At 37.6% G+C, this 25428-nt stretch carries 26 protein-coding genes and 1 pseudogene; 5 read left to right on the plus strand and 22 right to left on the minus strand.

Going from position 1 to position 25428, the window contains the following annotated elements; genetic code table 11:
• Window positions 1-4 precede the first annotated feature (4 nt).
• The 3 genes from ACFQRG_RS19225 to ACFQRG_RS19235 all read left to right on the plus strand — a co-directional run bounded on the left by ACFQRG_RS19225 (window position 5) and on the right by ACFQRG_RS19235 (window position 2717).
• The gene (locus ACFQRG_RS19225) at window positions 5-457 is read left to right on the plus strand and encodes a hypothetical protein (RefSeq protein WP_380969158.1); all 453 of its coding nucleotides are present in this window, start codon (window positions 5-7) and stop codon (window positions 455-457) included.
• Between the two features lie 65 nt (window positions 458-522).
• Window positions 523-1872 carry an amidohydrolase family protein gene (locus ACFQRG_RS19230; protein WP_380969160.1) on the plus strand — a complete coding sequence of 450 codons (1350 nt, stop codon included), beginning with the start codon at window positions 523-525 and terminating at the stop codon, window positions 1870-1872.
• 56 nt (window positions 1873-1928) lie between these two features.
• On the plus strand, window positions 1929-2717 hold the full coding sequence (locus ACFQRG_RS19235; RefSeq protein ID WP_380969162.1) for a sulfite exporter TauE/SafE family protein: 789 nt from the start codon (window positions 1929-1931) through the stop codon (window positions 2715-2717).
• A 152-nt stretch (window positions 2718-2869) separates the two neighbouring features.
• Here ACFQRG_RS19235 and ACFQRG_RS19240 read toward each other — a convergent pair whose 3' ends face one another.
• From ACFQRG_RS19240 to ACFQRG_RS19290, 11 genes and pseudogenes are all read right to left on the minus strand, one after another.
• Entirely contained in the window at window positions 2870-3604 is a 735-nt protein-coding gene (locus ACFQRG_RS19240) for an SIS domain-containing protein (protein WP_380969164.1), read from the minus strand.
• Window positions 3605-3653: 49 nt separating this feature from the next.
• A complete protein-coding gene (locus ACFQRG_RS19245; protein WP_380969166.1) occupies window positions 3654-4394 on the minus strand; it encodes a creatininase family protein in 741 nt (246 codons plus the stop codon).
• Window positions 4395-4409: 15 nt separating this feature from the next.
• Window positions 4410-5402 carry a phosphotriesterase family protein gene (locus ACFQRG_RS19250; protein WP_380969168.1) on the minus strand — a complete coding sequence of 331 codons (993 nt, stop codon included), beginning with the start codon at window positions 5400-5402 and terminating at the stop codon, window positions 4410-4412.
• A gap of 80 nt (window positions 5403-5482) precedes the next feature.
• The gene (locus ACFQRG_RS19255; RefSeq protein WP_380969170.1) at window positions 5483-6784 is read right to left on the minus strand and encodes a PTS ascorbate transporter subunit IIC; all 1302 of its coding nucleotides are present in this window, start codon (window positions 6782-6784) and stop codon (window positions 5483-5485) included.
• Window positions 6785-6807: 23 nt separating this feature from the next.
• Window positions 6808-7074 carry a PTS sugar transporter subunit IIB gene (locus tag ACFQRG_RS19260; protein ID WP_380969172.1) on the minus strand — a complete coding sequence of 89 codons (267 nt, stop codon included), beginning with the start codon at window positions 7072-7074 and terminating at the stop codon, window positions 6808-6810.
• A complete protein-coding gene (locus ACFQRG_RS19265; RefSeq protein ID WP_380969174.1) occupies window positions 7071-7514 on the minus strand; it encodes a PTS sugar transporter subunit IIA in 444 nt (147 codons plus the stop codon). Before ACFQRG_RS19265 ends, ACFQRG_RS19260 begins: the two co-directional genes overlap by 4 nt.
• Window positions 7511-9655: a BglG family transcription antiterminator gene (locus ACFQRG_RS19270; protein ID WP_380969177.1), complete on the minus strand. Its 2145-nt coding sequence runs from the start codon at window positions 9653-9655 to the stop codon at window positions 7511-7513. The genes ACFQRG_RS19265 and ACFQRG_RS19270 overlap by 4 nt, the downstream gene beginning before the upstream one ends.
• A 324-nt stretch (window positions 9656-9979) precedes the next feature.
• A pseudogene (locus ACFQRG_RS19275) lies at window positions 9980-10468 on the minus strand (methylated-DNA--[protein]-cysteine S-methyltransferase).
• Entirely contained in the window at window positions 10452-11369 is a 918-nt protein-coding gene (locus ACFQRG_RS19280) for a DNA-3-methyladenine glycosylase family protein (protein WP_380969179.1), read from the minus strand. The pseudogene ACFQRG_RS19275 and the gene ACFQRG_RS19280 overlap by 17 nt, the downstream one beginning before the upstream one ends.
• Complete coding sequence (locus ACFQRG_RS19285; RefSeq protein WP_380969181.1) at window positions 11353-11928, minus strand: bifunctional transcriptional activator/DNA repair enzyme AdaA; 576 nt, start codon at window positions 11926-11928, stop codon at window positions 11353-11355. Before ACFQRG_RS19285 ends, ACFQRG_RS19280 begins: the two co-directional genes overlap by 17 nt.
• Before the next feature lie 21 nt (window positions 11929-11949).
• Entirely contained in the window at window positions 11950-12726 is a 777-nt protein-coding gene (locus ACFQRG_RS19290) for an isocitrate lyase/PEP mutase family protein (RefSeq protein WP_380969183.1), read from the minus strand.
• Window positions 12727-13030: 304 nt separating this feature from the next.
• Between ACFQRG_RS19290 and ACFQRG_RS19295 the strand changes: the two genes are divergently transcribed.
• Window positions 13031-13927 carry a PhzF family phenazine biosynthesis protein gene (locus ACFQRG_RS19295; RefSeq protein ID WP_380969185.1) on the plus strand — a complete coding sequence of 299 codons (897 nt, stop codon included), beginning with the start codon at window positions 13031-13033 and terminating at the stop codon, window positions 13925-13927.
• Window positions 13928-13965: 38 nt separating this feature from the next.
• Here ACFQRG_RS19295 and ACFQRG_RS19300 read toward each other — a convergent pair whose 3' ends face one another.
• The 4 genes from ACFQRG_RS19300 to ACFQRG_RS19315 all read right to left on the minus strand — a co-directional run bounded on the left by ACFQRG_RS19300 (window position 13966) and on the right by ACFQRG_RS19315 (window position 17526).
• Window positions 13966-14844: a LysR family transcriptional regulator gene (locus tag ACFQRG_RS19300; RefSeq protein ID WP_380969187.1), complete on the minus strand. Its 879-nt coding sequence runs from the start codon at window positions 14842-14844 to the stop codon at window positions 13966-13968.
• Between the two features lie 313 nt (window positions 14845-15157).
• The gene (locus ACFQRG_RS19305; protein ID WP_380969189.1) at window positions 15158-16288 is read right to left on the minus strand and encodes a DUF5677 domain-containing protein; all 1131 of its coding nucleotides are present in this window, start codon (window positions 16286-16288) and stop codon (window positions 15158-15160) included.
• A gap of 259 nt (window positions 16289-16547) precedes the next feature.
• Window positions 16548-17183, minus strand: a complete 636-nt coding sequence (locus ACFQRG_RS19310) for a hypothetical protein (RefSeq protein WP_380969190.1) — start codon at window positions 17181-17183, stop codon at window positions 16548-16550.
• 97 nt (window positions 17184-17280) lie between these two features.
• Window positions 17281-17526 carry a helix-turn-helix domain-containing protein gene (locus tag ACFQRG_RS19315; protein WP_380969192.1) on the minus strand — a complete coding sequence of 82 codons (246 nt, stop codon included), beginning with the start codon at window positions 17524-17526 and terminating at the stop codon, window positions 17281-17283.
• Window positions 17527-17760: 234 nt separating this feature from the next.
• Here ACFQRG_RS19315 and ACFQRG_RS19320 point away from each other — a divergent pair, with 234 nt between their 5' ends.
• Window positions 17761-18180 (plus strand): hypothetical protein, encoded by a 420-nt coding sequence (locus tag ACFQRG_RS19320; protein WP_380969195.1) that lies wholly within the window; start codon window positions 17761-17763, stop codon window positions 18178-18180.
• A gap of 113 nt (window positions 18181-18293) precedes the next feature.
• Here the strand turns inward: ACFQRG_RS19320 and rlmH are convergent, their stop codons facing one another.
• The 7 genes from rlmH to walK all read right to left on the minus strand — a co-directional run bounded on the left by rlmH (window position 18294) and on the right by walK (window position 25423).
• Entirely contained in the window at window positions 18294-18773 is a 480-nt protein-coding gene (gene rlmH, locus ACFQRG_RS19325) for a 23S rRNA (pseudouridine(1915)-N(3))-methyltransferase RlmH (protein ID WP_380969197.1), read from the minus strand.
• Window positions 18774-18855: 82 nt separating this feature from the next.
• A complete protein-coding gene (locus ACFQRG_RS19330; RefSeq protein WP_380969198.1) occupies window positions 18856-19026 on the minus strand; it encodes a CxxH/CxxC protein in 171 nt (56 codons plus the stop codon).
• Between the two features lie 69 nt (window positions 19027-19095).
• The gene (locus ACFQRG_RS19335; RefSeq protein WP_380969200.1) at window positions 19096-20304 is read right to left on the minus strand and encodes a S1C family serine protease; all 1209 of its coding nucleotides are present in this window, start codon (window positions 20302-20304) and stop codon (window positions 19096-19098) included.
• A gap of 326 nt (window positions 20305-20630) precedes the next feature.
• A complete protein-coding gene (locus tag ACFQRG_RS19340) occupies window positions 20631-21425 on the minus strand; it encodes an MBL fold metallo-hydrolase (protein WP_380969202.1) in 795 nt (264 codons plus the stop codon).
• 4 nt (window positions 21426-21429) lie between these two features.
• Window positions 21430-22278 carry a two-component system regulatory protein YycI gene (locus ACFQRG_RS19345; protein ID WP_380969204.1) on the minus strand — a complete coding sequence of 283 codons (849 nt, stop codon included), beginning with the start codon at window positions 22276-22278 and terminating at the stop codon, window positions 21430-21432.
• Window positions 22275-23603 carry a YycH family regulatory protein gene (locus ACFQRG_RS19350; protein ID WP_380969206.1) on the minus strand — a complete coding sequence of 443 codons (1329 nt, stop codon included), beginning with the start codon at window positions 23601-23603 and terminating at the stop codon, window positions 22275-22277. Before ACFQRG_RS19350 ends, ACFQRG_RS19345 begins: the two co-directional genes overlap by 4 nt.
• On the minus strand, window positions 23600-25423 hold the full coding sequence (gene walK / locus ACFQRG_RS19355) for a cell wall metabolism sensor histidine kinase WalK (RefSeq protein WP_380969208.1): 1824 nt from the start codon (window positions 25421-25423) through the stop codon (window positions 23600-23602). The genes ACFQRG_RS19350 and walK overlap by 4 nt, the downstream gene beginning before the upstream one ends.
• Window positions 25424-25428: the final 5 nt, after the last annotated feature.

The raw sequence follows: 25428 nt of genomic DNA on the forward strand, positions 1-25428 counted from the left end.
TAAAATGGCCATGAACATGCGGGATTGGACAATTTCTCTATTATTGACTTCAGTTATTACGACGATTATTGCAAACCTTTTTGAAAATCATATGTCCATTTCTGACTCTATTCCTGGTGTACTGATTTTATCTGCTATAGCATTTGTAGGGATATCGATCGGCAAAGTAATTCCTTTAAAAATCCCTGCGATTGTTTACGTTGTATTAGTAGGATTGCTTGTCGCCAGTCCTATTTCCCCTATCGCAAAACCAGTCATTGAATTTACGGGCAAAATAACCTTTATGGCGCCAATCACGATTGTTGGTACAATGGCAGGCATTGGACTTAATTTTAAATCTTTCATCAGCCAGAGCTGGAAAATGTTCATCGTGGCCATTTTAGTCTTTACAGGCACATTTCTTATCCAAGCTGTTTTTGCTCAAGTATTTTTAGACTTAACACACGCCATTAATTAGTTCTAAATAAAGCAGAAAAAAGGGAGGCACTGTCCTCCCCTATCTTTTCAGTACAGGAGGATAAAATGGAGAATAAAGTGTATACGGCTGATTTAATGATTAAGAACTGTTCGATACTCACCCCCGAATTTGAAGTAAAAAGCGGCCAGTGTGTGGTTATCAAAGATAAAAACATTTTAGATATTGGTGATGAGACCATACTTTCTAAAAACTATAAGACCAAAGAAACTTTAAACGGCAATGGAAAATTAGTCATGCCCGGTTTAATTGATGCCCATACCCATATATGCCAGCAGCTTTTGCGCGGAAGAATTACTGATGAATATCCGATGATTTGGACACGCATTATGGTCCCGTTTGAAAGTAATCTGCAGGAAAAGGATGTCTTTACGAGCGCTCAATTAAGCTGCCTTGAGATGATTGAGTCCGGGACAACTGCATTTATTGATGCTGGCGGAAGACACATGCATAAAGTGGCAGAAGCTGTTATAGAATCAGGTTTGCGCGGTGTGCTTACTTGTTCCACGATGGATAGCGGCAAGGATATTCCAGATACAATGAAATCCAGTATTGAGGAAAACCTTTGTGTTAACAAGCAGCTGTTTAACGATTTTCACGGGGCAGGCGACGGCAGATTAGACGTATGGTTTTCCCTTAGATCCATTATTACTTGCACACCCGGCTTAATCCAAAAAGTGTTTGAAATGGCAAGAGACTGCTCAACAGGTGTACAAACCCATATGAACGAATATCCGAATGAAGTCAGCTATTGTTTAGAAAACTTTCAAATGCGGCCATATGAATTTCTTGAATCATTAGGTGTCTTGGATCAAAATTTCTTGGGAGCCCACAGTATTCTGCTATCGGAAAACGAAATGGAAATCATTAAAAAATATAATAGCAAAATCGTCCACTGTCCGATCAGTAATGCAGGAAAAGGGTTTACAAAAACACCCGGCTTGCTTCAAAAAGGAATAGGTATTGGATTAGGAACAGATGGTGCTGCTCATTCCGGCTTAAGCTTATTTGATCAGATGAAAGTGTTTAAATCATTAATGCGCGCATTTTGGGGCGTCCCTATTTTTGATCCGGTTGTGATGCCTTCAAAGAATATTTTAGAAATGGCAACATTAGGCGGGGCAAAATCAATGCTGCAGGAGCATCAGCTTGGAACGCTTGAAGCTGGTAAAAAAGCAGATATGATTCTGATTAACATTGACCAACCGCATATTCAGCCTACACATCAATTAGTAAACACGCTGATAGAGTCTGTAAACAGTAACGATGTCACTGATACAATCGTGAACGGTAAACTATTAATGAAAAACAGAGAAGTTCTTACACTTGATGAAGAGAAAATAAAATATGAAAGCAAACGTGCAATGAAGGACCTTTCCATTAGAGCTAAAATATAATCTCAGATGAAGCATAGTGAATAGTATCTGTGCTTTACAGGAATTGGAGTCAGAGAATGTTCACTTATTTATATCTTATTTGTATCGTCTTCTTTTCAAATTTAATTATTGGTGTATTATTGGGAATGTCCGGAATTTCTGGCTTTCTTCTTCCGCTAATTTATGTTGGTTTATTAAATATGCCCGTGCATGACTCACTGGCGCTCAGTTTTTTATCCTTTGCTGTTTCAGGCATCATCGGCGCCTATTCCTATTGGAAATCTAAAAACATGGATCTAAAACTTGCCACTTATTTAAGTATTGGCAGTCTGCCAGGTGCATTTTTGGGCGTACAAATCAATGTGTTAATTTCAGATTTTCTGGCAAAGCTACTTCTCTACATTTTTATTTTATTAGCCGGACTTTCAATATTACTAAAGAAAAACTCTCAAAGCACAGATTCTCTTATAGAAAAAAAACAATCGAGGTTATTGGATAAATCTCCAATCATAATACTTCTCGGATTTATGACAGCGGCTATTTGTTCGTTAACAGGTGCAGGCGGCCCTATTTTAGTAGTTCCTTTACTGGCAAGCCTTGGCGTCAATATAAGGACGGCGGTTGGCGTTGGTCTGTTTAATTCCATTATCATCGCCATTCCATCCATTTTCGGTTACTTTGCTCATGCAAGTATGGGAAGTATTAAACTATTAATTATTTCCAGCTTACTAGGGACAATTGCAGGTATTTTAACAGGGACACGCCTTGCAAATAAAGTACCTATTAACTATTTAAAAATATTCATCGCTGTTATTACCATATTATCTTCGGTTTATATGCTCGTTATGCTAAAAGCGGGGGCTTGACCCCCACTTTTAGTATAAAAAGGAGACCCGGTCAAAGGTTTTTTCCTAGCAAAAAGAAAACCACCATCCGTTAATAGTGGTTCTAAAATTACATAATTAATAATTTAAAAACACAGGTTTTTTTAAACTCCACGGTCAAACAGGCACAAATTCTATTTTAATAATGCAATCCTTCCACAGTATTTCTCCACCAACCGTTGGTTATGTGCATCCGCCCCATCAATATTTCCGCTTAAGAATACTGGGGGTTCAACGCCGTTGTCAGCAAGAATTTTTATAGCTTCGGCTAGAATGGCATTGATGATTACAGCTCCAACAACAGTTGAAGTAGGCCCAAATGGAACGCTAACTTTATTATAGGAAAGAGCTGCATCCCCTTTTGTCGAATAATTATCAATGACTAAATCTACAGAATCAAATAAGTGTTTCCCGCTTTCATGCCTAGATGGCTGGCTTTGAGAATATTCCAAAGAAGTTATTCCAATCACAAAAGCACCTTTTCTTTTTGCTGTTTGAGCAACATCTACAGGGACCGGGTTGCGGCCAGAAGTAGAGATTACAAACATAACGTCTTCTTTCCGGATGTCTTGGTCCTTCATAAATTTAGCTGCTAAGCCATTTTGCCGTTCTAATTCAGAGGAGCGTAAAGCGCCTTCATGAAGCATTAATGGTTCATATAAAATAGGATTAATCGGAACAAGTCCGCCTGCCCGATAGCATACTTCTTCTGTTAAAATATGAGAGTGCCCACAGCCAAAAAGCTGAATGATACCGCCGTTTTGGATAGCTTCTGCTACTTTTTCAGCTGCTTCTCTCATTTTGTTCATTTCATATTTTTCAACTAATTCAATTTTTTCCCTAGCTATTGAAAAATACTGTGATAACATATGTTTTCATCCCCTAATCAAGAAAATTAATAGTAAAAAGTCATCTAATTTATTCAGCTTTTTTAAATCCTCTCTTGGCGCCTTCAATCAGCTTAATCATATTTTCAATGGCAATTTCAATAATTTTTTCCCCTTTTTCTTTTGTAGCAAGGGTTGCATTGCCTAATACAGCAGTAGAAGTGAACGCTTCCCATGGTGTTGGTGTTACATCAGCACTCATTGGAATTTGCGGATCTTCTGGAAGCGCTTTGGACATATCTACATACTCCTCTGCCAAATAAAGCATATAAGACGTTTCAATTTCGCAAGCATGGAAATATGTTGAATGAACCGATTTCGCTTCTCTTACTTCTTCTGTTACCTTTTTCACGCCAGGATAGAAAAGATAAAGTATTTTAAAATCGGGGTATTGCGCATAGAGCTTACGTGCTGCTTCTTTCATGGCAACTGCGTTTCCTAAATGGCCGTTGATTATGGCAAAAACACGGAATCCCTGTTCATAGAGACTAACACCCATATCATAAATAAAGCTGATTAACGATTCATTACTGATATTGATGCTTCCGGGAAAGTTCTTCAAACTCCAAACTTGCCCATAAGGCAAAGTTGGCAGAACATAGGCACCTGTTTTTTCGGCCACCCGTTCAGCTAGTCTTTCAGCTAAAAAGTTATCGGTTCCAAGCGGTAAATGAGGGCCATGCGCTTCTACAGCCCCAATTGGTAATATGGCCACTAAGCTTTTTTCAATTTTGCCTTTTACCTCAAATGAATTTTCTTGTTGAAAAATCATGCTTAAGGCCCCCTATTATTTTTTAAATGCAAAGCATCGAGCCGGATTATCGATAAAGAATTTACGGATTAGTTTTTCTCCGTCAAAACCTTGGCGATTGGCATCATCAATAAAGCGAGGCACCCATTTAGCAATAATGTATTCTAGACCAAGACCATAATCATAATGCTTATAATACGTTTTTCTAGCCGTATCACCACTGACTAGAATTTGATCTTCATAGCCTTTTTTAACAAGCTCTAGAATACAATGAATGCGAGTGCTTTCCGGGGCATATTTGATTTTTGCGATTCCGTCAAAACTCAAGAATGCACCTGTTTTGGCAATTTGTTCGTGATAATAAGGATCTGGATTACGATCCATATGACCAAAACTCATATATTCAAGGTTGACCCCTTCACTTTTTAAAAGTTCAATTTGTTCAAGTCCCATCGTTCCTGCTTCTGTATGGGAGTGCATTGGAGCCTTTGTCTCATGATGGGCCCGTGCAACAGCACGTAATGTTTTTTCTTCTAAAGGAGTTATCCGGTTATAACCTGTTCCAAATTTTACTTGACCTGCTTTAAAGGGAGTTCCTTCTAAACCTTCTTCTACTTCAAGAACAACAAATTCTGTTAATTCATTGATACTGGCAGTTTCAATCCATTCTCCATAAGTATTGAAGTTTCCAATAGCTGATTTTAAATCTTCTTTAATTTTGGCATCCCAAAGGAAGCTTTTATTAAAGCCTGCTGTTCCAACAATTTGAATATCCAACTCATCTGAAATTTCCTTAACAGCTTGTACATTGCGGCCGTAGTCAACGGCAGTGGCATCCACAATAGAACGCCCGCCATGATTTTTAAAATCTTGGACATCTAATTTTGATTTTTCCTTATCATCAAGTAAAAGATCGTCTTCTCCTCTTTCTGCCCAATAAGCCGGACGGCAAACAATATGTTCATGGGAATAGGTAAATCCTAATTCCTCTGGTTTGATATCACCTTTTAATGTACGAACGAAACTCATGTTAATTCCTCCATAAAGTAAAATTAAAAACGATAGTAAAGGGCAATGACCATCCCTTTACTTTAAACTAGGTTTTAAGATTAAAAGAGTATATGGGCAAGCGCTTTCACAATTGGTCCTAGAACAAACATATCACAATCTGCTGCCCACATTGCTGTATCAGGGATAGTAGATGCAACCAGGAAGTGAACCATGATATATTGGCCCCAAGCAACAACTGTTGATGTTACAAATCCGCCAATTAATGCACCACGTACACCGCCGGTAGAGTTACCAAAAACCCCTGCAGTTGCACCATGGAAGAACAATACAATCATCGTCGGAACAAATACATAAGATACGGTATTACCAATCACTACTAACCAAATTAACGAACCAAAGAATGCTCCTAAAAATCCAAGAATAACTGCATTTGGAGCAAAGGTAAATACTACCGGACAATCAAGTGCCGGTACAGCGCCTGGTACTAATTTTGTTGCAATACCGTTAAATGCAGGGACAATTTCACCAATGAACATTTTTACCCCAAGCAATACAACTGCAATACCACCTGCAAATGTAAATGATTGAACGATGGAGTACATAGGGAAGCTTTGCCCAGCAGCTTGTTTAATTAATGCATGGGATCCCGGTGTACCTTTTACAGAAATGATAATCGCACCAATTAAGAATAATACACCCATTGTCAAAGCGGTGATAACATTGGAATCCCTTAGGAATTCGAGGCCTTTTGGCAATTTTATCTTTTCTGAATCGTTTTCTTTATTCCCAAGAACTTTTCCGAGCAAAGCAGAGAGAATTGCCACTATTGCTGAAGTATGACCTAATGCAATAGTGTTCCCTCCCGTCACTTTTCTCATAAATGGTTGAACAAGTGCCGGTTGGAAAGTCCAATATAGACCCATGAAAACAGATAAGAAAGCAACCAATTTTACCATGGATATATGACCAGGACCTACCGCTTCTACGATAACACCAGCAAAGATGGTTGTTGTCCAAAACATCATATGTCCCGTTAAATAAATATATTTAAACTTCGTAAAGCGAGCTAACAATACGTTGATTAAAAATCCAATAAACATCGCTAATGTTACAGCAGAACCAAATTTTATATTAAATGCAGTTTGCCCCATAAACTGGCCTAAACTGCCTGCCTTTAAACCAAATACTTCTGCCCACATTGGTTGGAATATATTTAATGCACCAGTAATGATTCCAGCACCGGCATTGATGATTAAAAAGCCAATCATAGCCTTAAATGTACCGGTTATAGTTTGGCTTATTGTTTTTTTCTGCAATATTAATCCAAGCAAAACAATAATTCCAATTAAAAACGCTGGAACACCGATTATATTATTAGCAATCCAAGTTATTACTTGCATAGGCTGCCCCCCTCCATCAAATATTAGTTAAAATGGCCCTCCAAAGCTTGTCTAATTTCATCCAAATCAAAGTAATTATTTACAATTAATATTTTAGTAGGATGTCCTGCTAATGATTCAGCCAATTCATTGCTTGTAATAATTAAATCAGGTCTTTCACTAGAAGCACTGGACACATCGGCGTTATCCACATCTGCTTGAATCCCTAATTGACGTAAAACAGTCTCAACATTCATTCGCAAAATTAAGCTTGTCCCTTGACCTAATCCACATACACATAAAATTTTCATAGTTTGATTCCTCCTAATATTTGTTCCAGTTCATAATATGAAGTAATTTCCATCAACTTTTTTACGTTATCTTGATTGCTTAATAAAGTCATTAATTTTTGCAAAATCTCTATGTGTTCATTACTGGAAGATGCCCCAAGAGCAAAAATCAATTTCACCGGATCATTGGCGGCGCTTCCAAAAACAATTGGATTTGTTAATCGTAAAAAGGAAACAGATGCCTCCTTTACCCCATCTTCCGGTCTTGCATGCGGAAGTGCAATTTGGGGAGCTAGGACAAAATATGGGCCGTTTTTATGATAGGATTGAACCATTGCTTCCACATAATTTCCCTCTACCAAGCCTTTCTCAGCAAGCAATTTACCTGCTGCTCGGATTGCTTCTTCTGGAGATGAGACATCGACGTCAAATTCAACAAGATACTTTTCTAAAAACTTCATTCTAGAATCCCCTCACTGTTACCACAACTTCTCTCCTGCATGGAATAGACATTAACTAGACTAAAAATTTCTTCTGAGGATTTAGCCAGTAAAACTTTATTTACATTTTTCGGAACTGAAAACATTTTCGTTAACTGTGAAAGTGCTCTTAAATGTGCTTCACCATCAATCGCTGCTAACACAATCACAATTTGAATATCATGCTCTCTTTTTTCCGAAAATGGGACCGCATTCGAAAGCTTTAACAAACTCATACTCAGTTTGTTTACCCCATCTTCTGGGCGTGCATGCGGTATCGCCACTTTCGGTGAAATCACAATGTATGGCCCCATCTTATGAATATTGTGTATCATGGCTTGAACATATTCTTCCGAAATTAATCCTTCCTTAAGAAGAGGCGCTGATGCCGTTTGAATAGCTTCCTTCCAATCCGATACTTCATTTTTCAATTGAATATGCTTCTTTTGAAGGATGCTGTTTAAAGAAGGCTTTTCGATTTCTTTTACCACTTTTTCAGGCTTATAAAGATATTGTTTCAGTTCCTGTTGAAGTCCTTCTTTATCCAATACATTTGCATGTTTTTGAATGATTTCCATCAATACATCTATGGAAGAACTTCGTTTGGAACCCCTATCGAAATAGACATTTACTTTTTTTAATAAGCTTTCCATTTCTGCCTCTGTTAAAATTGGATTTACGACAAAGACTGGTTTATTTTTTTCCTCTAGTGGAATAGTGGATATAATAAAATCGACATCATATTGATTTTTTTTATATTCCCTTAATGAAACACTACCAATTAAATCTATTGTGGAAAATAGCCCTTCCAATTGATGTAAAAGCAATCGGGAAGTGCCAACGCCATTTGTGCAAACGAGAATAGCTTTCTTTCGAACGGCAGGCTTAGCTCCTACTTTTCTCATCCAACCACCAAAATGCATGGCAATGAGTGCAATCTCATTTTCATTGATTTCTTTTCCGACAACGGCTTCCAAATGAGAAATAACCTTTTTGGTTAATAGAAAGATGTCATGATATTGTTCCTTAATAGACTCAGTCAAATCACTTTCAAATTCCAAACCATATCGAATTCGGTAATAAGCCGGCTTCACATGGAGAAGGAGGCTTTTCTCTATTTCTTGACGATTCTTAAAAAAGACACAAGCATACTTTTGAAAGTCTGTAACCATTTGTGCAACGACTTTTGTTAGAATTTCTGAATCATTACTATATCTGGTCGATTCTATCCCCTCTGAAAATTGAATTCGAGAACTTAATAGATGCCGCGTAATATAAAAAATTTCATCTTCAGGGAAATCAATTTCAAAGAGTGCAGCAAGTCTCTCACCAATTTTTTGAGCCGCTTCATACTGTTTAATTTTCCGTAAAACATCTTTTTCGATTGGATCAATCTTAATTTTCTTTCCTTGGGAAACCCGCCTGCAAAATAATAAAAGACGAAAAGAAAGACTGTACAAAATCTCATCAGTAAATTGAATATTTAATTTTTGTTCAATTTCCCCTATAATTTGCTGAATCGCTTTCAATTTTTCAAAATCAAATTGGTTAGAGTCAGCATTTATAATCATTGGAATTTTTGATAAAAATGTCTGCCAGTTTTCATTTGGAAAAACATGCTGAATAAAATGTACTATTGCCTTTCGCTTATCCTCTTCATCGCCATTAATCACGTAACCCGATTTTCGATGAAATTCCAACTTTAAATGAAATCGCTCCAACTCTACCTTTAGATTTTTTAAATCTTCAATGGTGGTATTCCGGCTTACACGAATTTTCTCCATTAGATTCTCAAGATATAGTGGATTGTCCCGTGCCATTAAATATATGGCCAGCCAAGCTTTCCGCTCCTTTGCGGAATATTCATAATGCCAGGTTCTTAATGTTCCTAATTTTTTAGAAACCTCTCTAGCTGTTTCAGTTTCAATAAGGAAGCCAGCTGAGCGAACATGTTTTATCTGCTGCAAATCATTATCTTTCAACCAGTCATTAATTTTTCCGATATCGTAATAAACGGTCCTCCTGGAAATATGATATTTCTCAATTAATTCCTTAGTCTTGACGTAGGTTTGTGCATTAATTAAATATGAAAGTATTGCAGTACTGCGCTGATCTAATGACATTAGATAAATACCTCCCTTGCACACAAAGTTTGTGCAAAAAAGTATTTTTATTCTATTAGCAATTGCTTAAATATAATATAACCCTTTATTTAAAGAATGTAGAGACCAAATATCGCCCTGCTTTTTGTGCAAAAACTAGGACTAAATCCTGTTCTCTTATTTGTGCAAAATTGGACTTTAATAAGCTCCTATTCAAATTATATCCAAAATAAAAAGAGAAGTTTTTAGTAACTTCCCTTTTCAAATACTCGAAAATAAAACCTCTATTTATTTATGATAAGGCTCTCCATAACAGATCTAAGTGAGGTCTAGAGTTCTTAACATCTACTTATGTTCCTTATTACAAGACTTCTCATGCCGAAGCAGCCATTCTTTTCTCCACAGACCTCCTGCATAACCGGTTAATTTCCCATTTGAACCGATTACTCTGTGAAAAGGAATGACAATACTTAACTTGTTTTTTCCATTTGCACTCCCTACAGCTCTGATGGCTTTTTCATTCCCAATGGAAACGGCAATATTTTTATAGGCCCCCGTTTTTGCATAGGGGATTTCCGTTAAGGCTTTCCATACTTTTTTTTGAAATTCAGTCCCTTCAAATTGTTACGGGAATGTAAAATCATGGCGATCACCTTTAAAATATTCGTCAAATTGGTTATAGCATTCCTTTAAAACTGGAGGAGTTTCAGCATGTAAAAGATTCACCTTTTTACACTCTTCAGAGAACAAAATAGAGTTGACGGCTTCATGAGAACCGACTATTTCTATCACGCCAATCGGTGATTCATAGTCTAATTTATATTTCCTTGTCATATAAGGACCTCCACAGATAAAAGGTGGCATACGCCTGCCAACCTTCCCAATCTGCTGCAAATTCTTCTATTTCTGCTATAGTCGGTTTCCTCTCAAGAACTAATTGATTCTTTAATGCATTATGAAGGCCGACATCCGAAATGGGGAAGGAAGAGGTGTAGTGCAGGCATTTCATCATTACATAATCTGCCGTCCATGCTCCGATACCTCTTATCATCATTAATGATTTTTGTATGTGCTGATCATCATTCTTCTGAAGCAATAATTCTTTGGTTAATTCTCCATTTGTCATTGCTTTAGCGATTCCAATAATATATTCAGCCTTCCTTTGCGTAAATTGAAGTTTCCTTAAATCATCGACATTTATTGATGCTATTTTTTCAAATGAGGGGAATAACCAAAACGTTTCTCCTTCGAAAGTCAGGCTTTCGCCATATTTTTCAACGAAGCGTTTCTTTAACGTATAAGCAAATGTTAAATTAATTTGCTGTCCTATAATCGCCCATACCAGCGCTTCAAATAAATCAAGAATGCACATAATCCGTAATCCATAATATTTATGGGCGAGTGTCTTTAAAACTTTATCTTGACCAGCCAATTGATAAAATTCCCCTAATTCCTGATCCAAATCAAACCATTCCCAAATATACTCTGCCACTTTTTTGCGTAGGTCAATCGATGAAGGGCTTATTGGGAATTCAACCCTTATGGTATGATTAATAGATCCAACTTTACATAAAATTAAGGATTCATTAAATTTCATTAGTTTATATAAACATCCCTCTTTAATCTGATGAAGCACTTCCTGATTGGACCTGCCCAAAAAAATTAAACACTCTTCAAAATTAAATTCCTTTGGAGGATAAATCTCCAAATAGGATTCATTATCGATCCAATTCATTTAGGGGTCCCTTTCGATATTCACTAGGAGAACAGTTTTTTAAGCTTCGAAATACTTTGTAAAAATTGGAAGGGCTCTGGAATCCCACTTCATAGCAAATCTCTAAGTTTGTCATAGCGGTGCATTTTAGAAGGTGGGCTGCTTTATCGATGCGAATTTTTTCTAAATAAGTACGCGGAGTTTCAGAAGTTTCCTGTTTAAATAAGCGTTCCAAATAAAAGGGACTCAAACCGACTTGATCCGCTATATCTTTTAAAATCAAATTTTGTTTATAATGATTGACTAGGAAGGTAATGATATTTCTGACAAGTTCAATATGCGGGGAATGTTCAACTTCTGGCTGACACCTTTTGCAAGGACGATAACCAGCTTTTTCAACTTCATTCATGTCATGGTAAAATTCAACATTCATTTTTTTGGGTTTCCTTGATCTGCAGGAAGGACGGCAGTAAATTTTCGTTGTTTTTACTGCCGTAAAAAATAGCCCATCATATTTACGATCACAAGTGATGATTTTCTCCCACATCTCTTCAAATGAAAGATTGATATTAGTCGTCATGTAAGCCACTATCCTTTCACATTAATACTCGTTCCCATACAAAAGGGAAGTATCCTTAAACTCTAATAATTCGCCAGCCTTTTTTTCTAAATAAGCAATTACATTATCAGATAGGGCATTTCCAAAACTGAATCTTCTTACACCTAATTCTTTAAGCTTATTACAATTCGTTAGTCCAGGTAAAGATAATACATTTAGTGGAGCACTAATATTCTTTGTAATTTCTTTAATCTCATCATCCTCTTTTAACCCGGGAACAAAAATCCCGCTAGCACCGCTCTCAACATATGCCTTTCCTCGTTCAATTGTTTCCAGTAAGGGATTTGTCCTTTGTAAGTAAGTATCAGTTCTGGCATTGATATAAAAATCTTTATACCCATTTTGATCTAACGCTATTCTTATTTCCTCCAGAAGTTTACAGTGATTTGGAATTTCTCTTAATCCGTTTGAACTTTTCAATGAATCTTCAATATTGATACCAGCTGCCCCAACATCAGCTGTCTTTAAAACATTATTAATAATCTTGTTAGTGTCCTCACTGTACCCAGCTTCGATATCAGCGGAAACAGGAATTTTCACATTCTCCGTTATGGTTCTTATTATTCCTAAGTGTCTGTCAAAATCGATTAATTCTCCATCTGCATGTCCTAGGGAGTTAGCAATTCCCCAGCTGGTTGTACCAATAGCTTTGAATCCTGCTTTTTCTAGTGTTAAGGCGGAAAGCAAATCCCAAGCGTTTCCTAGAAATAATGGTTCCTCTGAAAAATGCAGCTCATTGAATTCCTGAATCTTATTCATTTTATTTCCCTCCAAATGTTTGTTGGACCCATTTTAACAAGTAATCTGCCTCCATTTCGTCCTCATTCTTGCTCTTATGGTCAGTCTTTAGAGCAAGAAAAAAGTGAAGCAATATTGTGCTCCACTTCTAAGCTCTATTATAAAAACCTCATTCATTTATGATAATGCTCTCTGCAATATGCCTAAATGAGGTTTATATTGCATTAGTATTTCCGATTTATTTAATGAAAAATATTCATTTTACTAATGTATTATCAAGGCATAGTATGGAAGTATCAAAAAATATTTGAAAGGAGTTAATAAGATGAGAGAAATAAGAGTTTATCATGTGGATGCATTTACAATAGAAAAATTTGGAGGCAATACAGCAGGTGTGGTGTTAGATGCAGAAAAATTAACGGAAGATGAAATGCAAAGTATCGCAAAAGAATTAAATTTACCGGAATCCGTATTTTTATTGCCTTCAAATAACGAGGACATTGATTATAAAGTGAAATATTTTACTCCTGCTGAAGAAATCAACTTCTGCGGCCATGCAACTGTTGGACTAACCTGGCTATTGGCAACTGAGTTTGGTCTAGCAGAGAAAAAAGGTAGGATTGTGTTAGAAACGAATATAGGTAAAGTACCGGTTGAATGGCATAAAGAAAATGGAGTCATAATTGATGTGGAAATGACACAAGTTACGCCAAAAACGCAAGAGTTCACAATTGATCCGCAAGAACTTAGTCAGTTGATCGGCGTCAAAACTGAAAGTATCGACCCAACCTATCCAATCAAACTAGCGAATACTGGAAACTGGCATTTACTTGTTCCTATAAAAAATCAAATGGACATTGACAATGCTATGCCAGACTTAGCGGCATTAGGGAAGCATAATAAAGAACATAATATCAGCACGACACACCTTTATACTTTTAACACCTTAAAAGAATATGATTTATATACCAGGGATTTCGCACCGGGAATCGGTATACCTGAGGACCCCGTAACAGGGGCAGCAAACGGCGCATTAGCTGGTTACCTCTATTTAGAAAGTATTATTCCTCAAAGTGAGATAACACATCTTAAAATCGCTCAAGGCGATGCGATTGGAAGACCTGGAATGCTCAACGTGACTGTCATTCCCAATGAATCAGGACCAGTCATCAAAGCAGCAGGAGCAGCTGCCATCACCATACGCGGTATCTTAACGATATAAACAAAACAGCTTGAATGAAGGCCCTTCTTATGGACTTTTCATTCAAGCTGGTCTTGCTTAAATTGTTCTTTTATAATATCTATAAATTTCTTAATGGAAGGTGCCGCTTGCTTAGTAGATTTTAGTGCTATACCTATTTCGCGAAACAACACCGTTTCAAGTGGAATCCCTTTCAAGTTAGGAGTATTTTTCGGTAAGACCATTTCTGGGATAATGGTGATCCCAAGTCCTTCTTGAACCATAGAAATGATTGTATTATTATCTTCTATTTCAAAAATAACATGAGGATGTACGTTATTTTCTCTAAACAGCCGCTTTATTAAAATATCACAACCTGCTTTTGGCATAATAAATGATTCATTATGTATTGATTCGACTTTAACTGGTTTTGGTGTGTTCAATCGATGATTTTCTGGTACTAACACAAATAATTCGTCTTTTAGTAATGGAATGGTTTCAAATTCTTTAACTGGAAGCGTTAAAAAACCAATATCAACCGTTCCAGAAGTGATCAAATCTTTGATATCGTCGTAGCCGCCTTCATATAACTCTATCTGAATACCAGGATATTTATTGATAAAGTTACGAATGAGACCCGGAAGAAATCTAGACGAAAAGCTGGGAAAAGTTCCGACTTTAATGCTTCCTACTTCGATTCCCTGTATAAGTGCCGCTTCCTGCTCAAGCAGTTTTGCATAATGAATGAGCTGACGAATATGTGGTAAAACTCGCTCTCCCGCATCTGTTAAAGAGATTCCATTCCGATTACGCCGAAGCAATACGATTCCTAATTCTGTTTCAAGGGTTGAAATGTTATGACTAACTCCGGATTGAGACAATCCCAGCTTTTCGCCGGCTTTTGTAAAACTGCCACTTTCAACCACTGCTAAAAAAACTTCATACTGAAAAATAGCCAATATCTACACCTCGATTCATTTCTATTGAACTTTATATTGGACTTTCAGCAAAAAATATTTGATTTATTTCATTTATTTTGGTCACAGCCTATCTATCGCTTAAGAAATCGGTAAGATATTTCACTACAATCTAAGTATACTTTAACAATATAAAAAAAAGTCTATCTTGAGTAAACAAGATAAACCTTTTGGTTTCATCGAAGGTTATTTATTTAACCAACCTCATTTACTTATGATACGGTTCACCGTAACATTGGATAGGGTAAACTAATATAACATTGAGCAGTACGGATACATAAGTATGATGATATTCTTACTGCTCCTCATCCATTAACAATTGGGCTTCTTTATCAGGAAAATCCTCATACAATAGCTTAGCTAAATGGTTCATCATTTTCATAATAAACATACCTTGCATGCGATCAACTAACTCACTTTCTTTCTCTTGTATTAGCTGACTAAAGACAAGTCTGTTCACCTGAATCATTTCATATGTCCCCCACGTACCTGCTAGACTAATCCCTATATTACTTGCACCGCTTCCAAAGGTTCCACTAGATGTACTGAGTGATGATACTATAGATTTGGGTGCAGAATGGATATTATTCGATGCAATTTTATAAGGCTTCAAACCATGTTGCCTGTTAATACTTTTTCTAATCTGGTTAAATGAAGCATTTTGTCCCTTCTTCAAATACTTCTTTGCCCATATGTAGTCACTTCTCTCTTTCAAGTTAGTGAAATCTTTTCCTCTTTTCTCCGTTATTTCACGTAAATGCACCTTTAATTCTTTCTTAACTGTTTCGTCATCAAGGCTCTCACCTACAAGTCTTTCTTGAAACATCAAGTCCTTCATTTGCATAACTGGTAAATAATCGAAGTAGCTTTCCGCTGCATCTTCACCATTCTCCACAACAAATTCACTTATTACAGCTAACTCATGTAGGGACCGAAACCTTGTAATTGCACCTGTTCCAAATCCACCTTTGATCAAATATATTATTTCAGAGTATATAGAGCAGGCACGGATATGTTGGTGAAATAAAAAATCTGTTAAAGCCTTTTCTCTATTATCATTTATATTTTTCGAAAATAGTGCTCCTAACTCCCTACTCAGTATCTCTAGTAGTTCCAAATAATAAAACTCCAGACCATAATGTTGAGCTAACCTGTTGTTAAATCCTATCTCCTCTAATCGAAGGTCTTCCCGCATTTTGTATCCAAATAAAAAAAGTAAATCATTTATATCATCGTCTTCAACCAAATCATAATTTCCTAGGTTTTCTAAAGTCTTGGTTAATTGTTCTTCAAACTGTTCCTGTTCGTACTCTTTAAGTTTTTTGCTTATCCATGACATAAAAATGAGCTTTGACAAAGAGTATCTTTCTTCGTTTTCCTTGGAAGTGGCATCTCCTAATACATCTTTTAAGAAATCTTCGTACATTGTGTGGACCCCTTTCATTTAAATATTATGCTACTAGTCTACTGTAACTAGTTGTCCATACTTATAAACCTCACAAACAATTAACAATTCTTCCGTATCTTTCTGTTCTCCATCAGGACTATATATTTCAAAGTTTCTACTGTCGCACTTCTTGCATCGATGGTTACCAAATGGATCACCTTGTTTAGCTAAAAGATTTTCAAAAGATGATGCTACTGCGGTACATAAAGTTAAGCATATAGAGGCTTCATATATAGTCCTAATATCTGAAATGGGTAATTTTGTTGGCAAAATCCCAGGCTGAATAAGAAATTTTCCTTAAATGGTCTCTCAACTCGGAGTTATCCCCACCTGGCAATAGACCACTGATTGCGATTCTACTCCTATTTTTAAAGTCATTTCTTTTGGGTTCTTCTTCTCCATCTTCTAAGAATTCTTCAGAAAATATGTTATGACCAAGGACTATTAATGCCTCTCTACAAATCATCCCTACTGATTGTATCTCTTCTGATTCAATGGCATTATTCAAAACTGCTGCGGCTTGTGTGAGCTTTCTTCTTACTGCAATAGATATTTCTATTCCTATTTCAATTTCTTGAATTTTTTTTGACGGCTCTTTACTGTCATCATTTAATAATCTAGTCATTAAACCCAAGTGAAAGGAGTAAGCTTCATCCGTTGAAAAATAATATGCTTGGTCTTGAGGATATAAATTCATTGGTAAACCTTCACCTTCAACCACCCACCAAGACCCATCTTCATCTGTTTTTACATTCCACACGGTGACTTCAAAGCCCAAGTCATTATATGATTGCTCTGGCTTAGAATGTATATCATTGCATTTGCATTGTCCTTCCACATAGTTTTCAACTTCTTCTTTTGTTCTAGTGCTCATTCTTTTCTCCCTTCATTACTGTGACTTCATAATAAAAAAGAGCAGCCTAAATATAGCTATTCATTGGCTGCTCTTCTGAAGTAGTTAATTTCAAACATTATTCTTCATTCAAATATTCGTCAGTTTTCATTTTCACTTTTGTTCGAAGGTTCTCATGGCCGTTCTCAATCTTCGATAAAGTTTCTAGACCGACTCCAAGTTTTCGTGCTAGTTCTCTTTGCGTTAGGCCTTCGGCTTTACGCTTTACATAGACATCCATCGCTAATGATAAAGACAGATCATATACATCACCATCTTCTTCCAGGTCTGGTTCCCAATCTGCATTTCCTTTGTCGAACTTCATATCCAGGTATTCCTCAATACCCAACAATTTCTGTAGTTCCTGTTCGGTTTCGTACATAAAACCCTGACATAATTTTGTTTTCATGCTGTTTCCGCACCTTCTCATTCAAATTACAAATAGGATAGCCTTACTTTCATCCGTTTTGTTACTTTGATTTCATCCATTAGGTGCTAATTTCTTCAGCGACTCGTTCAAAAAATGAATAAGGAAAGAGAGCACGCAAAAGAACCACTATTGGAAGAAAAGAAACGCCTGGAAGCATCTATAAATAAATGCGAAAAGTATATTGCTAATATTACTGACAACCTAATGAAAGACCCTGAACTGTTGCCAATGTTCACTGAAAAGTTAAAAGAACAACAACAAGTAAAACTTTCTTTTCAGCTGCAACTAGATGAAATTGAAGAAAATCTAGCTAATACAACAGGTAAACCAATAGACTTGATGGCACTGCTTTACTTTGTAAGAAATCTCGACAGCATATTAGAACAAGCTGATAGTGAAGAAAAGAAAGAGCTCCTTCGGATGGTCATTAAAGAAATTGAAATTACGCCTGCTGCTCCTTCTCCAAGAAAAGGAAGGCAAATAACCAAGATACATCTTCATTTTGATTTCACGCCAGCTGGTGTAAAAAAAAGTCAAAAGACCTCATAAGGAAGATGGGAAGCTATGCTCATGATAAAAAAGTTGATTTATCAGCTTTGGAAATACAAAATCCAACAGATAAAGAGATAAGGGACACGTTGAAGTCCCTTTCTATTTTACCCTCACTTATGATACGGTTCCCCCCGATTAATCTTAAAAGCCCGATACACCTGCTCCACTAAAATCAACCTCATCAACTGATGCGGAAAGGTCATTTTCGAAAAAGACAAATGCATATCCGCACGCTTCAGCACCTCATCGCTCAACCCATGAGACCCGCCGATCACAAAAGCAATCTTGCTTTTTCCGTAAGTGGCCAGCTGGTCGAGCTTGTCCGCTAATTGTTCTGAGGTCATTTGTTTCCCTTGAATGGCTAGGGCTATGACGTATGTATCCGGGTTGATTTTGGCTAGGAGCTTCTCGCCTTCAACCTGTTTGACTTCTTCAACTTCGGCGTCGCTCAATTGATCTGGCGCTTTTTCATCCGGTACTTCGAAAATGGTTATCTTTGCGTAAGGGCCTAATCGTTTGACATATTCTTCAATGCCTTGCTTTAAATATTTCTCTTTGAGTTTGCCGACTGTTAATATGTTGATATTCACAAGTTATCCCTTCCTATAAACAAGTTATACACAGAAGTTATCCACATATCCACATTTGTTATCCATATGGTGTATGGGTACATTAGTTTGTCACTATATATTCCGCGGTTTTTTCGCAGTATTCACAGGGTGTGGATAAGTTATTTTCTTTTTTAATTTCTTCAATGACTGGTGCTGTTTGATAATTATCAACAATTGATTCAAGGGCTAATTCGACATGTTCTAAACAAACAAGATAACGCAATCTTTTCATCCTTTCATTTTTTCTTCTTTAAACACAGGAAAGCAGGAGAGTCCCTGCTCTCCTGCCCCCGTATGATCATTATGAGAATACTTTACCTCCGAGTTTGAATGAAACATTCTTTTCTTTACCGAAGCGGTACAATTTCATGTTCACAGTATCACCTGGTTTAAGCTTAGTATAGAGGTAAGTTGAGAAATCGATATAGCTTGTGATCTTCTTGCCATTGACTTCTGTGATGACGTCACCGGCTTCTATACCGCCTTTATCTGCTGGAGATCCATTGGACACTTGAGCAACGACAAGGCCATTTTTCACACCAGCTGGCACTTTTAGCTTTTGTGTTTCGCTAGCAGGCATCATGCTGAGATCCATAATTTGAAGACCAAGGTAGGCGCGTTCGACTTTACCGTTTGTTTCAAGTTGATTAATGACCGGTTTTGCGACATTGATCGGAATGGCGAAGCCGATGCCTTCAACATCTTGCTCAGAAATCTTCGATGAGTTAATGCCGATGACTTGCCCTTCAATATTAACGAGTGCGCCGCCGCTGTTACCAGGGTTAATGGCTGCATCCGTTTGAATAACCGGCGCTTGATAAGAAACGTTGCCGTGTGTTGATGGAATCACGCGGTTATTTGAGCTGACAATACCTTCTGTAACGGATCCGGAGAAACCGAGCGGGTTGCCAATGGCAACAACCGGTTCGCCGCGTTTTAAGTCAGAAGAATCGCCGAATTGAGCGACTTTCTTCACTTTGTCAGCCGGTATTCTTAAGACAGCAAGATCATATAAAGCATCTTTACCTAGAATTTGTGCATTGACTTTCGTATTATTATCCAGCTGAACTTGAACCTTGCCTGCACCTTGAACGACGTGATTGTTTGTGACAACATAGGCATATTTATTATCTTTCTTATAAACGATGCCTGATCCTAAGGCTGCCTCGCTGTATTTGTCGCTAAGGTTGCTGAAGAAGTCTTGCCCTTGCTTCTGTTCGTTGATGACGCCGACTACCGCTGGTGAAACATCAGCAACAGCATTTGTAACGGCCGAATTGACATCAACCTTAACATTCTTGGTTGTTGTTGGACCTGTAACGTTGGTCTGACCTTGTGTATTAACATTATAAGGAAGGATGCCTAAATTGGACAAAACGGGTGTTAAAAATAACATGACTACAACACCAACGATGGCCCCGACTAAACCTGAGAGAAACCATAAGCCTCGACGCGGTTTTTCGCGGCGGGGTTCTTCTGAATGTGAATGCTCATCATCGTAGAATCCCATTTGAATTAATCACCTTACCCTTCTGTTATGCGTCATATGATCTATGTTTATTATATCTCTTGGTGCCAAATTTCATTTAAATATGGGACATTTTTGATAACTTACGCAAAATTATGTGTTCAAAAGGAAGGAACGAGCATTGCATCACGAACTGCTTCGAGCTGCGACGAGAAGTGGCAATTCTCCCTTGATTATAGCTCGGCGAAGGAGCACCAAACAAAAATACATACCCAAATCTCAATCACTTGCCAATTTCCCCGGACCTTTTAAACATCATCTAAATTTTCACGCTTTATTCTTTAACCCAAAATGCCAATCTCTAAACCTCAAATTGCAGTTAAAGTTGTTGGATTTTCAGGGTCGGTATCGTAAATAGACAGGTCTTCGCCTATTTTTAGTCCATATTGCTCTAGTTTTTGCTGGACACTCATTCTGGCAAGTTCTTTCATGTTGTTATCTTTACTAAGGTGCGCTAAGTATATGCTTTTTGTTTCATTGCCAATCACTTCAGATAATACTAATCCTGCATCTTCGTTTGAAATATGCCCGGAGTCGCCTAAAATGCGGCGTTTAATATTCCATGGATATCTTCCCATCATTAACATTTGAATATCGTGATTGGACTCTATGATATAGGCATTGGAATGTTTAATAATGCCTTTAATTTTGTCTGACACATATCCGAGATCCGTCAGTAAAGTTAATTTCTTGCCGGCAGAATGAAAGGTGAAAAACATTGGGTCCGCCGCGTCATGAGAAACGCCAAATGATTCGACGTCAATATCGCCGAAAACTTTCGTTGTCCCCGTTTCAAAGGTGAATTTCTGATCAACAGAAATATCGCCAATAACAGAAGACATGGCTTGCCATGTCTTCGTATTAGCATAGATAGGCGTCTTATAGCGCCTGACGAATACCCCGAGACCTTTGACATGGTCGCTGTGCTCATGGGTGACGAGAATAGCGTCCAAATCTTCGGGGGATTTGCCAATTTGATTGAATAAATTAGTCATTTTACGGCCGCTTAAGCCGCAATCAATTAACAGCTTTTTTTGTTCTGTTTCTAAATATATCGCATTGCCTGTACTGCCGCTTGCGAGAACACTGTACTTTAAAGTCATCGTGTCACTCCTGTTTATCATCCGTAGGTTGTACCGATCCTGAGACGGCATTAACGAAGTATTCGTGCTGTCCGGAATCGGTTTTAACTTTAATATGCCATATTGGTACAAATATCAAAGGTTGATTAGTGTTAATGTCACCGACGAGATTATAATAGCCTAATTCAACTTTTTTAATTTTTGGATGTTCACTGACTGGCAAATCATTTTTGCTCCATAAATTATTAATCGCTGTCGTCGGGTTAATAATATCCAATTGATTTGTCTTAGTAAATTTAAAATAGCTTTGCCGGTAACCTGTGATTTTACCATTTGATAATAACAATTGCAGTATATTAATGTCTTTCCTGTCTTTTATAAAGATAGGTTTATCATCACAATTTTGTACAAACAGCATCATCTTGTCTTGTTTATCAGTTTTCCAATAGGTGTAGTTGTCACCTTTGTAAATATACTCATTCAGGAAATCCTGACGATCCGATTTATTTTTCGGCATTGGCAAAGGTTTCGGGAAAGTTCCTTGAATAACCGTGCCATTATTAAAGGCTTCAATTTTTTCAATCGGCTTGTCTTTAGGCCCTTCCAGCTGTTTCAAATCATCAATTAAGTCCCCTGATTCATTGACAAATTTAACGCTCTTTCCTTTTAAAAAGGTTATATTTTGATTATCAATATTAGGAAGCGGAACTTCAACTTTGATGTTATTTTTTTGCAAAATATTTTCAACGCTGTTCTTGGCCAGGCTATCATAATTCTCGTTTCGCACTTGCCGTTCATATAATTGATAGCCTAAGAAAAGATCGAGAAATAAGAAACAAATAATAAAGATTGTTTTTGTTTTACTCCAATTCATGACGCGCTCGCCTCCCCTTGTAATGGCTTTTCGGGTTGCGCGGCATCGAGAACTGAATACCATTTTCCTTTTTGTTTGTAGAACCACTCTGGAACCAAATTAATGGACGAATCCGAATCAGATACGGTTCTCAGACGGTAGCCGATCCGTAAATCCTCAATATCCTTTGGTTTTATAGAAGCCTTGGTCTTGAGCAGATGCAGAACCTCTTGTCCAGATGCTAATGTCTGCGGTTCTCTTGTATCAATCGGATTCAGATTCAATAATGTCCTGTTTAATTTTTGCAGCTCATTATCCTTCCAATTAAGATTAATTAAGCACAAATATTGGTTCGGATAAACTTCTGTACTAATAATCGGGTAGTCTCCCGTCATAATCCGGAAATTAACCTCTTGATGTTCTGACGACGGATTTTGAGAAATGCCATCGTAAATATAATCATCTGTCCACCCTTTATGACCATTAACGAAATCATAACTGTGAATGATCGGGTCTTCGATATCAGTTGATGTGTCACCTATCGCCGGATTAACATATTGCAAGACATTCCCCGATTTCTCAAGCTGATGGCTGCCATCCGAATAAGAACCTTTACTATAGATCGCATTATCCGGATCACTAAACAAAATAGGGACAAAATCGGTAAAGGATACCGTATCATAAAAGCTTAAAATAGACTTAACTTTAGTTTTAACCGCCGGTAAATAGGCTGTTTTTACCCTTAATGGCTGTTTATAATAAGGCACTAGATTAGCATTGCTGAATGACGTATAAAGATTATTGACGTTTAAACCCTTAACCGCTGCATAAAAAGCCGCATTATCTTTTTCCGTTTTAAAAAGCGCCATGACTTGATTATTGTTAGTCGCTGATTTAAAAATTTCAATCCTGTCAATCATCAAGTTGTTTTGGACAGACAAGTCTTCTGAATCAAAATTAAAAAGCTTTTGCAATGTGTTGATCGTTACCGGTGCGGGAAATACTATTTCATAGCCGTTATTCCCGCCCCGGGCGGGTATGCTGTGCTGCCCGTATATTGGATAAACGTTTGTAAATGTAGCTTTCCGAAACAGGGAATATACCTTACTGACGGATTCGCTTTTGGTTACACCAAACATATCATTATTATGATAATAAACCGCCAAATCGGGCTTGACAACATCCTTCAAGCTCTTCGAATCGGCAATAGCGACATTTTTAACGGAATCAGAAGGACTTTTGGAAGATTTATATTCCGTTTGATAAAACCAAATATTCCACGTCAGTACAACACTTAATAGAACCAAGATCGTAAGCAGGATCGTTTTTCCTGTTTCACGCGTCATACTTCTTCCTCCTTATGCACCGGGAGGGTAAACGAGATGGTAGATCCTTTTTTCCATTCACTGTTGGCCCAAATTTCTCCGCCATGCGCTTCGATCATTTCCTTGGCAATAGCCAGTCCTAATCCTGTACCGCCAAGCTTCCTTGAACGGGCACGGTCTACACGGTAAAAACGCATAAAAATTTTCGATAAGTGGTCTTTCGGAATACCGACTCCTTGGTCACTAATGCTCGCTCTAATAAAAGTCCCCAGATTCACAACGTTAAAAGTCAGCGCGCCGCCTTCCGGAGAATATTTAAGGGCATTTGAAATGATATTATCAATAACCTGTGTTAATTTATCACGATCAATATCGACGTAAACCGGATTTTTAGGCAGCTTTCTTATAAAACGGATGTTTTGTTTCTTCGACATTTCGAACCTGTCAATAATTTTATGGAAAAACTCCACAAAGTCGGTTCGTTGCTGATTGATGGTATAGTCTTTGGCATCCATCTTTGATAATTGCAGCAGGTCGTTAACAAGACGGATCATTCGTTCTGTTTCCATTTGTGTCACGTCTAAAAACTTCGTTGCCAGTCCTTCATCCTTTACCGCACCGTCTTGCAGCGCTTCAAGATAGCTTTTCATCGTTGTTAAAGGCGTTCTAAGTTCATGAGAAACATTAGAAACAAATTCCCGACGTTCCGCTTCTATTTGTTCTTGTTCAGTGACATCATGCAGCACGGCAATCAGACCGTTTAAATCATCATTTTCCTTTTTAATGACTGAAAAATGAGCCCTTAATAAGAAAACTTGCTCATCTGAACTGAAATCGAGAATAACCGAATCATCCAGGTGATAGAGATCATAGGTTGTAAATTGTCCTTGCAGCTTTAACAAATCGATAACAGAAGAACCCAGTACATTTTGTTTATAAACACCGAGAAGTTCCTCTGAACGATTATTCATGAGAATGACGTGGCCGTTTTTATCTGTCGCTATAACGCCGTCTGTCATATAAGCAAGCACGGATTTCAGCTTGCGCCTTTCAGCCTCGGTCGTCTCATTTGCTTCATGCAATCTCTCAGTCATGTTGTTAAAGGAAGCCGCCAGATGGCCGATTTCATCTTCATCAAAACGGCGGACTTTTCTCGTAAAATCCCCTTGAGCAACAGCCACCGCTTGTCTTTGCAATTGTGAGAGCGGCTTCGTAATCGTTCTTGCCAAAAATACGCCGAGGGCCGCCGTTACGATCAGTGCAAACAACGTTGCGGTTGCTAGAATTCTATTAATAGATCTTAAATCTTTATAGACATACTCAAGCGACTTTTCAATATAGAGAATCCCGTAATGCTGGTTATCAACCTCGATTGGGTCAGTTAAAACTCTGACTCTCTCCCCTGATGAGGCATCTCTCTTCGTATAAAGCTTCATGCCGTTTGATGTCAGAACATCGCGCATGATCGCATTATTGGTTGTCCGTTTGCCGACAATATCCGAGTGAGCCGGGTCTGATGTGGCAACGATTTTACCTGATTGGTCAATGACCTGGGCAACCTTTAAACCCCCGCCTGTTTCAGAAAGCTGGTCTTTTATCTTGTCTATAACATCGTTAGGGTTTCCTTGTCCGCTTTCCTTCGCTTCTTTTATCGCTTCAGCAATATTATAAGAAAGCATGCTCGCTTGAGATTTTAATGAGTTATTAAAGTTATTAAGAAAATTTTTCTCCAGCTGGTCGGTAAAATAAACACCGATCAGCTGCATGGCTAAAAGAATAAGCAAAGTGTAGATTAATAGAAATTTAAATTGAATCGATTTAAAAAAACCGACTTTCTTCATGTTAG

Source organism: Scopulibacillus cellulosilyticus, assembly GCF_042665295.1.
In the GTDB taxonomy this organism is placed as follows: Bacteria; Bacillota; Bacilli; order Bacillales; family Sporolactobacillaceae; genus Scopulibacillus_A; species Scopulibacillus_A cellulosilyticus.

Coding starts and splice junctions, on each gene's coding strand:
- ACFQRG_RS19225 (WP_380969158.1), top strand. CDS start 5: ATGGCCATGAACATGCGGGATTGGACAATTTCTCTATTATTGACTTCA.
- ACFQRG_RS19230 (WP_380969160.1), top strand. CDS start 523: ATGGAGAATAAAGTGTATACGGCTGATTTAATGATTAAGAACTGTTCG.
- ACFQRG_RS19235 (WP_380969162.1), top strand. CDS start 1,929: ATGTTCACTTATTTATATCTTATTTGTATCGTCTTCTTTTCAAATTTA.
- ACFQRG_RS19240 (WP_380969164.1), bottom strand. CDS start 3,604: ATGTTATCACAGTATTTTTCAATAGCTAGGGAAAAAATTGAATTAGTT.
- ACFQRG_RS19245 (WP_380969166.1), bottom strand. CDS start 4,394: ATGATTTTTCAACAAGAAAATTCATTTGAGGTAAAAGGCAAAATTGAA.
- ACFQRG_RS19250 (WP_380969168.1), bottom strand. CDS start 5,402: ATGAGTTTCGTTCGTACATTAAAAGGTGATATCAAACCAGAGGAATTA.
- ACFQRG_RS19255 (WP_380969170.1), bottom strand. CDS start 6,784: ATGCAAGTAATAACTTGGATTGCTAATAATATAATCGGTGTTCCAGCG.
- ACFQRG_RS19260 (WP_380969172.1), bottom strand. CDS start 7,074: ATGAAAATTTTATGTGTATGTGGATTAGGTCAAGGGACAAGCTTAATT.
- ACFQRG_RS19265 (WP_380969174.1), bottom strand. CDS start 7,514: ATGAAGTTTTTAGAAAAGTATCTTGTTGAATTTGACGTCGATGTCTCA.
- ACFQRG_RS19270 (WP_380969177.1), bottom strand. CDS start 9,655: ATGTCATTAGATCAGCGCAGTACTGCAATACTTTCATATTTAATTAAT.
- ACFQRG_RS19280 (WP_380969179.1), bottom strand. CDS start 11,369: ATGAATTGGATCGATAATGAATCCTATTTGGAGATTTATCCTCCAAAG.
- ACFQRG_RS19285 (WP_380969181.1), bottom strand. CDS start 11,928: ATGACGACTAATATCAATCTTTCATTTGAAGAGATGTGGGAGAAAATC.
- ACFQRG_RS19290 (WP_380969183.1), bottom strand. CDS start 12,726: ATGAATAAGATTCAGGAATTCAATGAGCTGCATTTTTCAGAGGAACCA.
- ACFQRG_RS19295 (WP_380969185.1), top strand. CDS start 13,031: ATGAGAGAAATAAGAGTTTATCATGTGGATGCATTTACAATAGAAAAA.
- ACFQRG_RS19305 (WP_380969189.1), bottom strand. CDS start 16,288: ATGTACGAAGATTTCTTAAAAGATGTATTAGGAGATGCCACTTCCAAG.
- ACFQRG_RS19310 (WP_380969190.1), bottom strand. CDS start 17,183: ATGAGCACTAGAACAAAAGAAGAAGTTGAAAACTATGTGGAAGGACAA.
- ACFQRG_RS19315 (WP_380969192.1), bottom strand. CDS start 17,526: ATGAAGTTCGACAAAGGAAATGCAGATTGGGAACCAGACCTGGAAGAA.
- ACFQRG_RS19330 (WP_380969198.1), bottom strand. CDS start 19,026: ATGAAAAGATTGCGTTATCTTGTTTGTTTAGAACATGTCGAATTAGCC.
- ACFQRG_RS19335 (WP_380969200.1), bottom strand. CDS start 20,304: ATGGGATTCTACGATGATGAGCATTCACATTCAGAAGAACCCCGCCGC.
- ACFQRG_RS19340 (WP_380969202.1), bottom strand. CDS start 21,425: ATGACTTTAAAGTACAGTGTTCTCGCAAGCGGCAGTACAGGCAATGCG.
- ACFQRG_RS19345 (WP_380969204.1), bottom strand. CDS start 22,278: ATGAATTGGAGTAAAACAAAAACAATCTTTATTATTTGTTTCTTATTT.
- ACFQRG_RS19350 (WP_380969206.1), bottom strand. CDS start 23,603: ATGACGCGTGAAACAGGAAAAACGATCCTGCTTACGATCTTGGTTCTA.
- walK (WP_380969208.1), bottom strand. CDS start 25,423: ATGAAGAAAGTCGGTTTTTTTAAATCGATTCAATTTAAATTTCTATTA.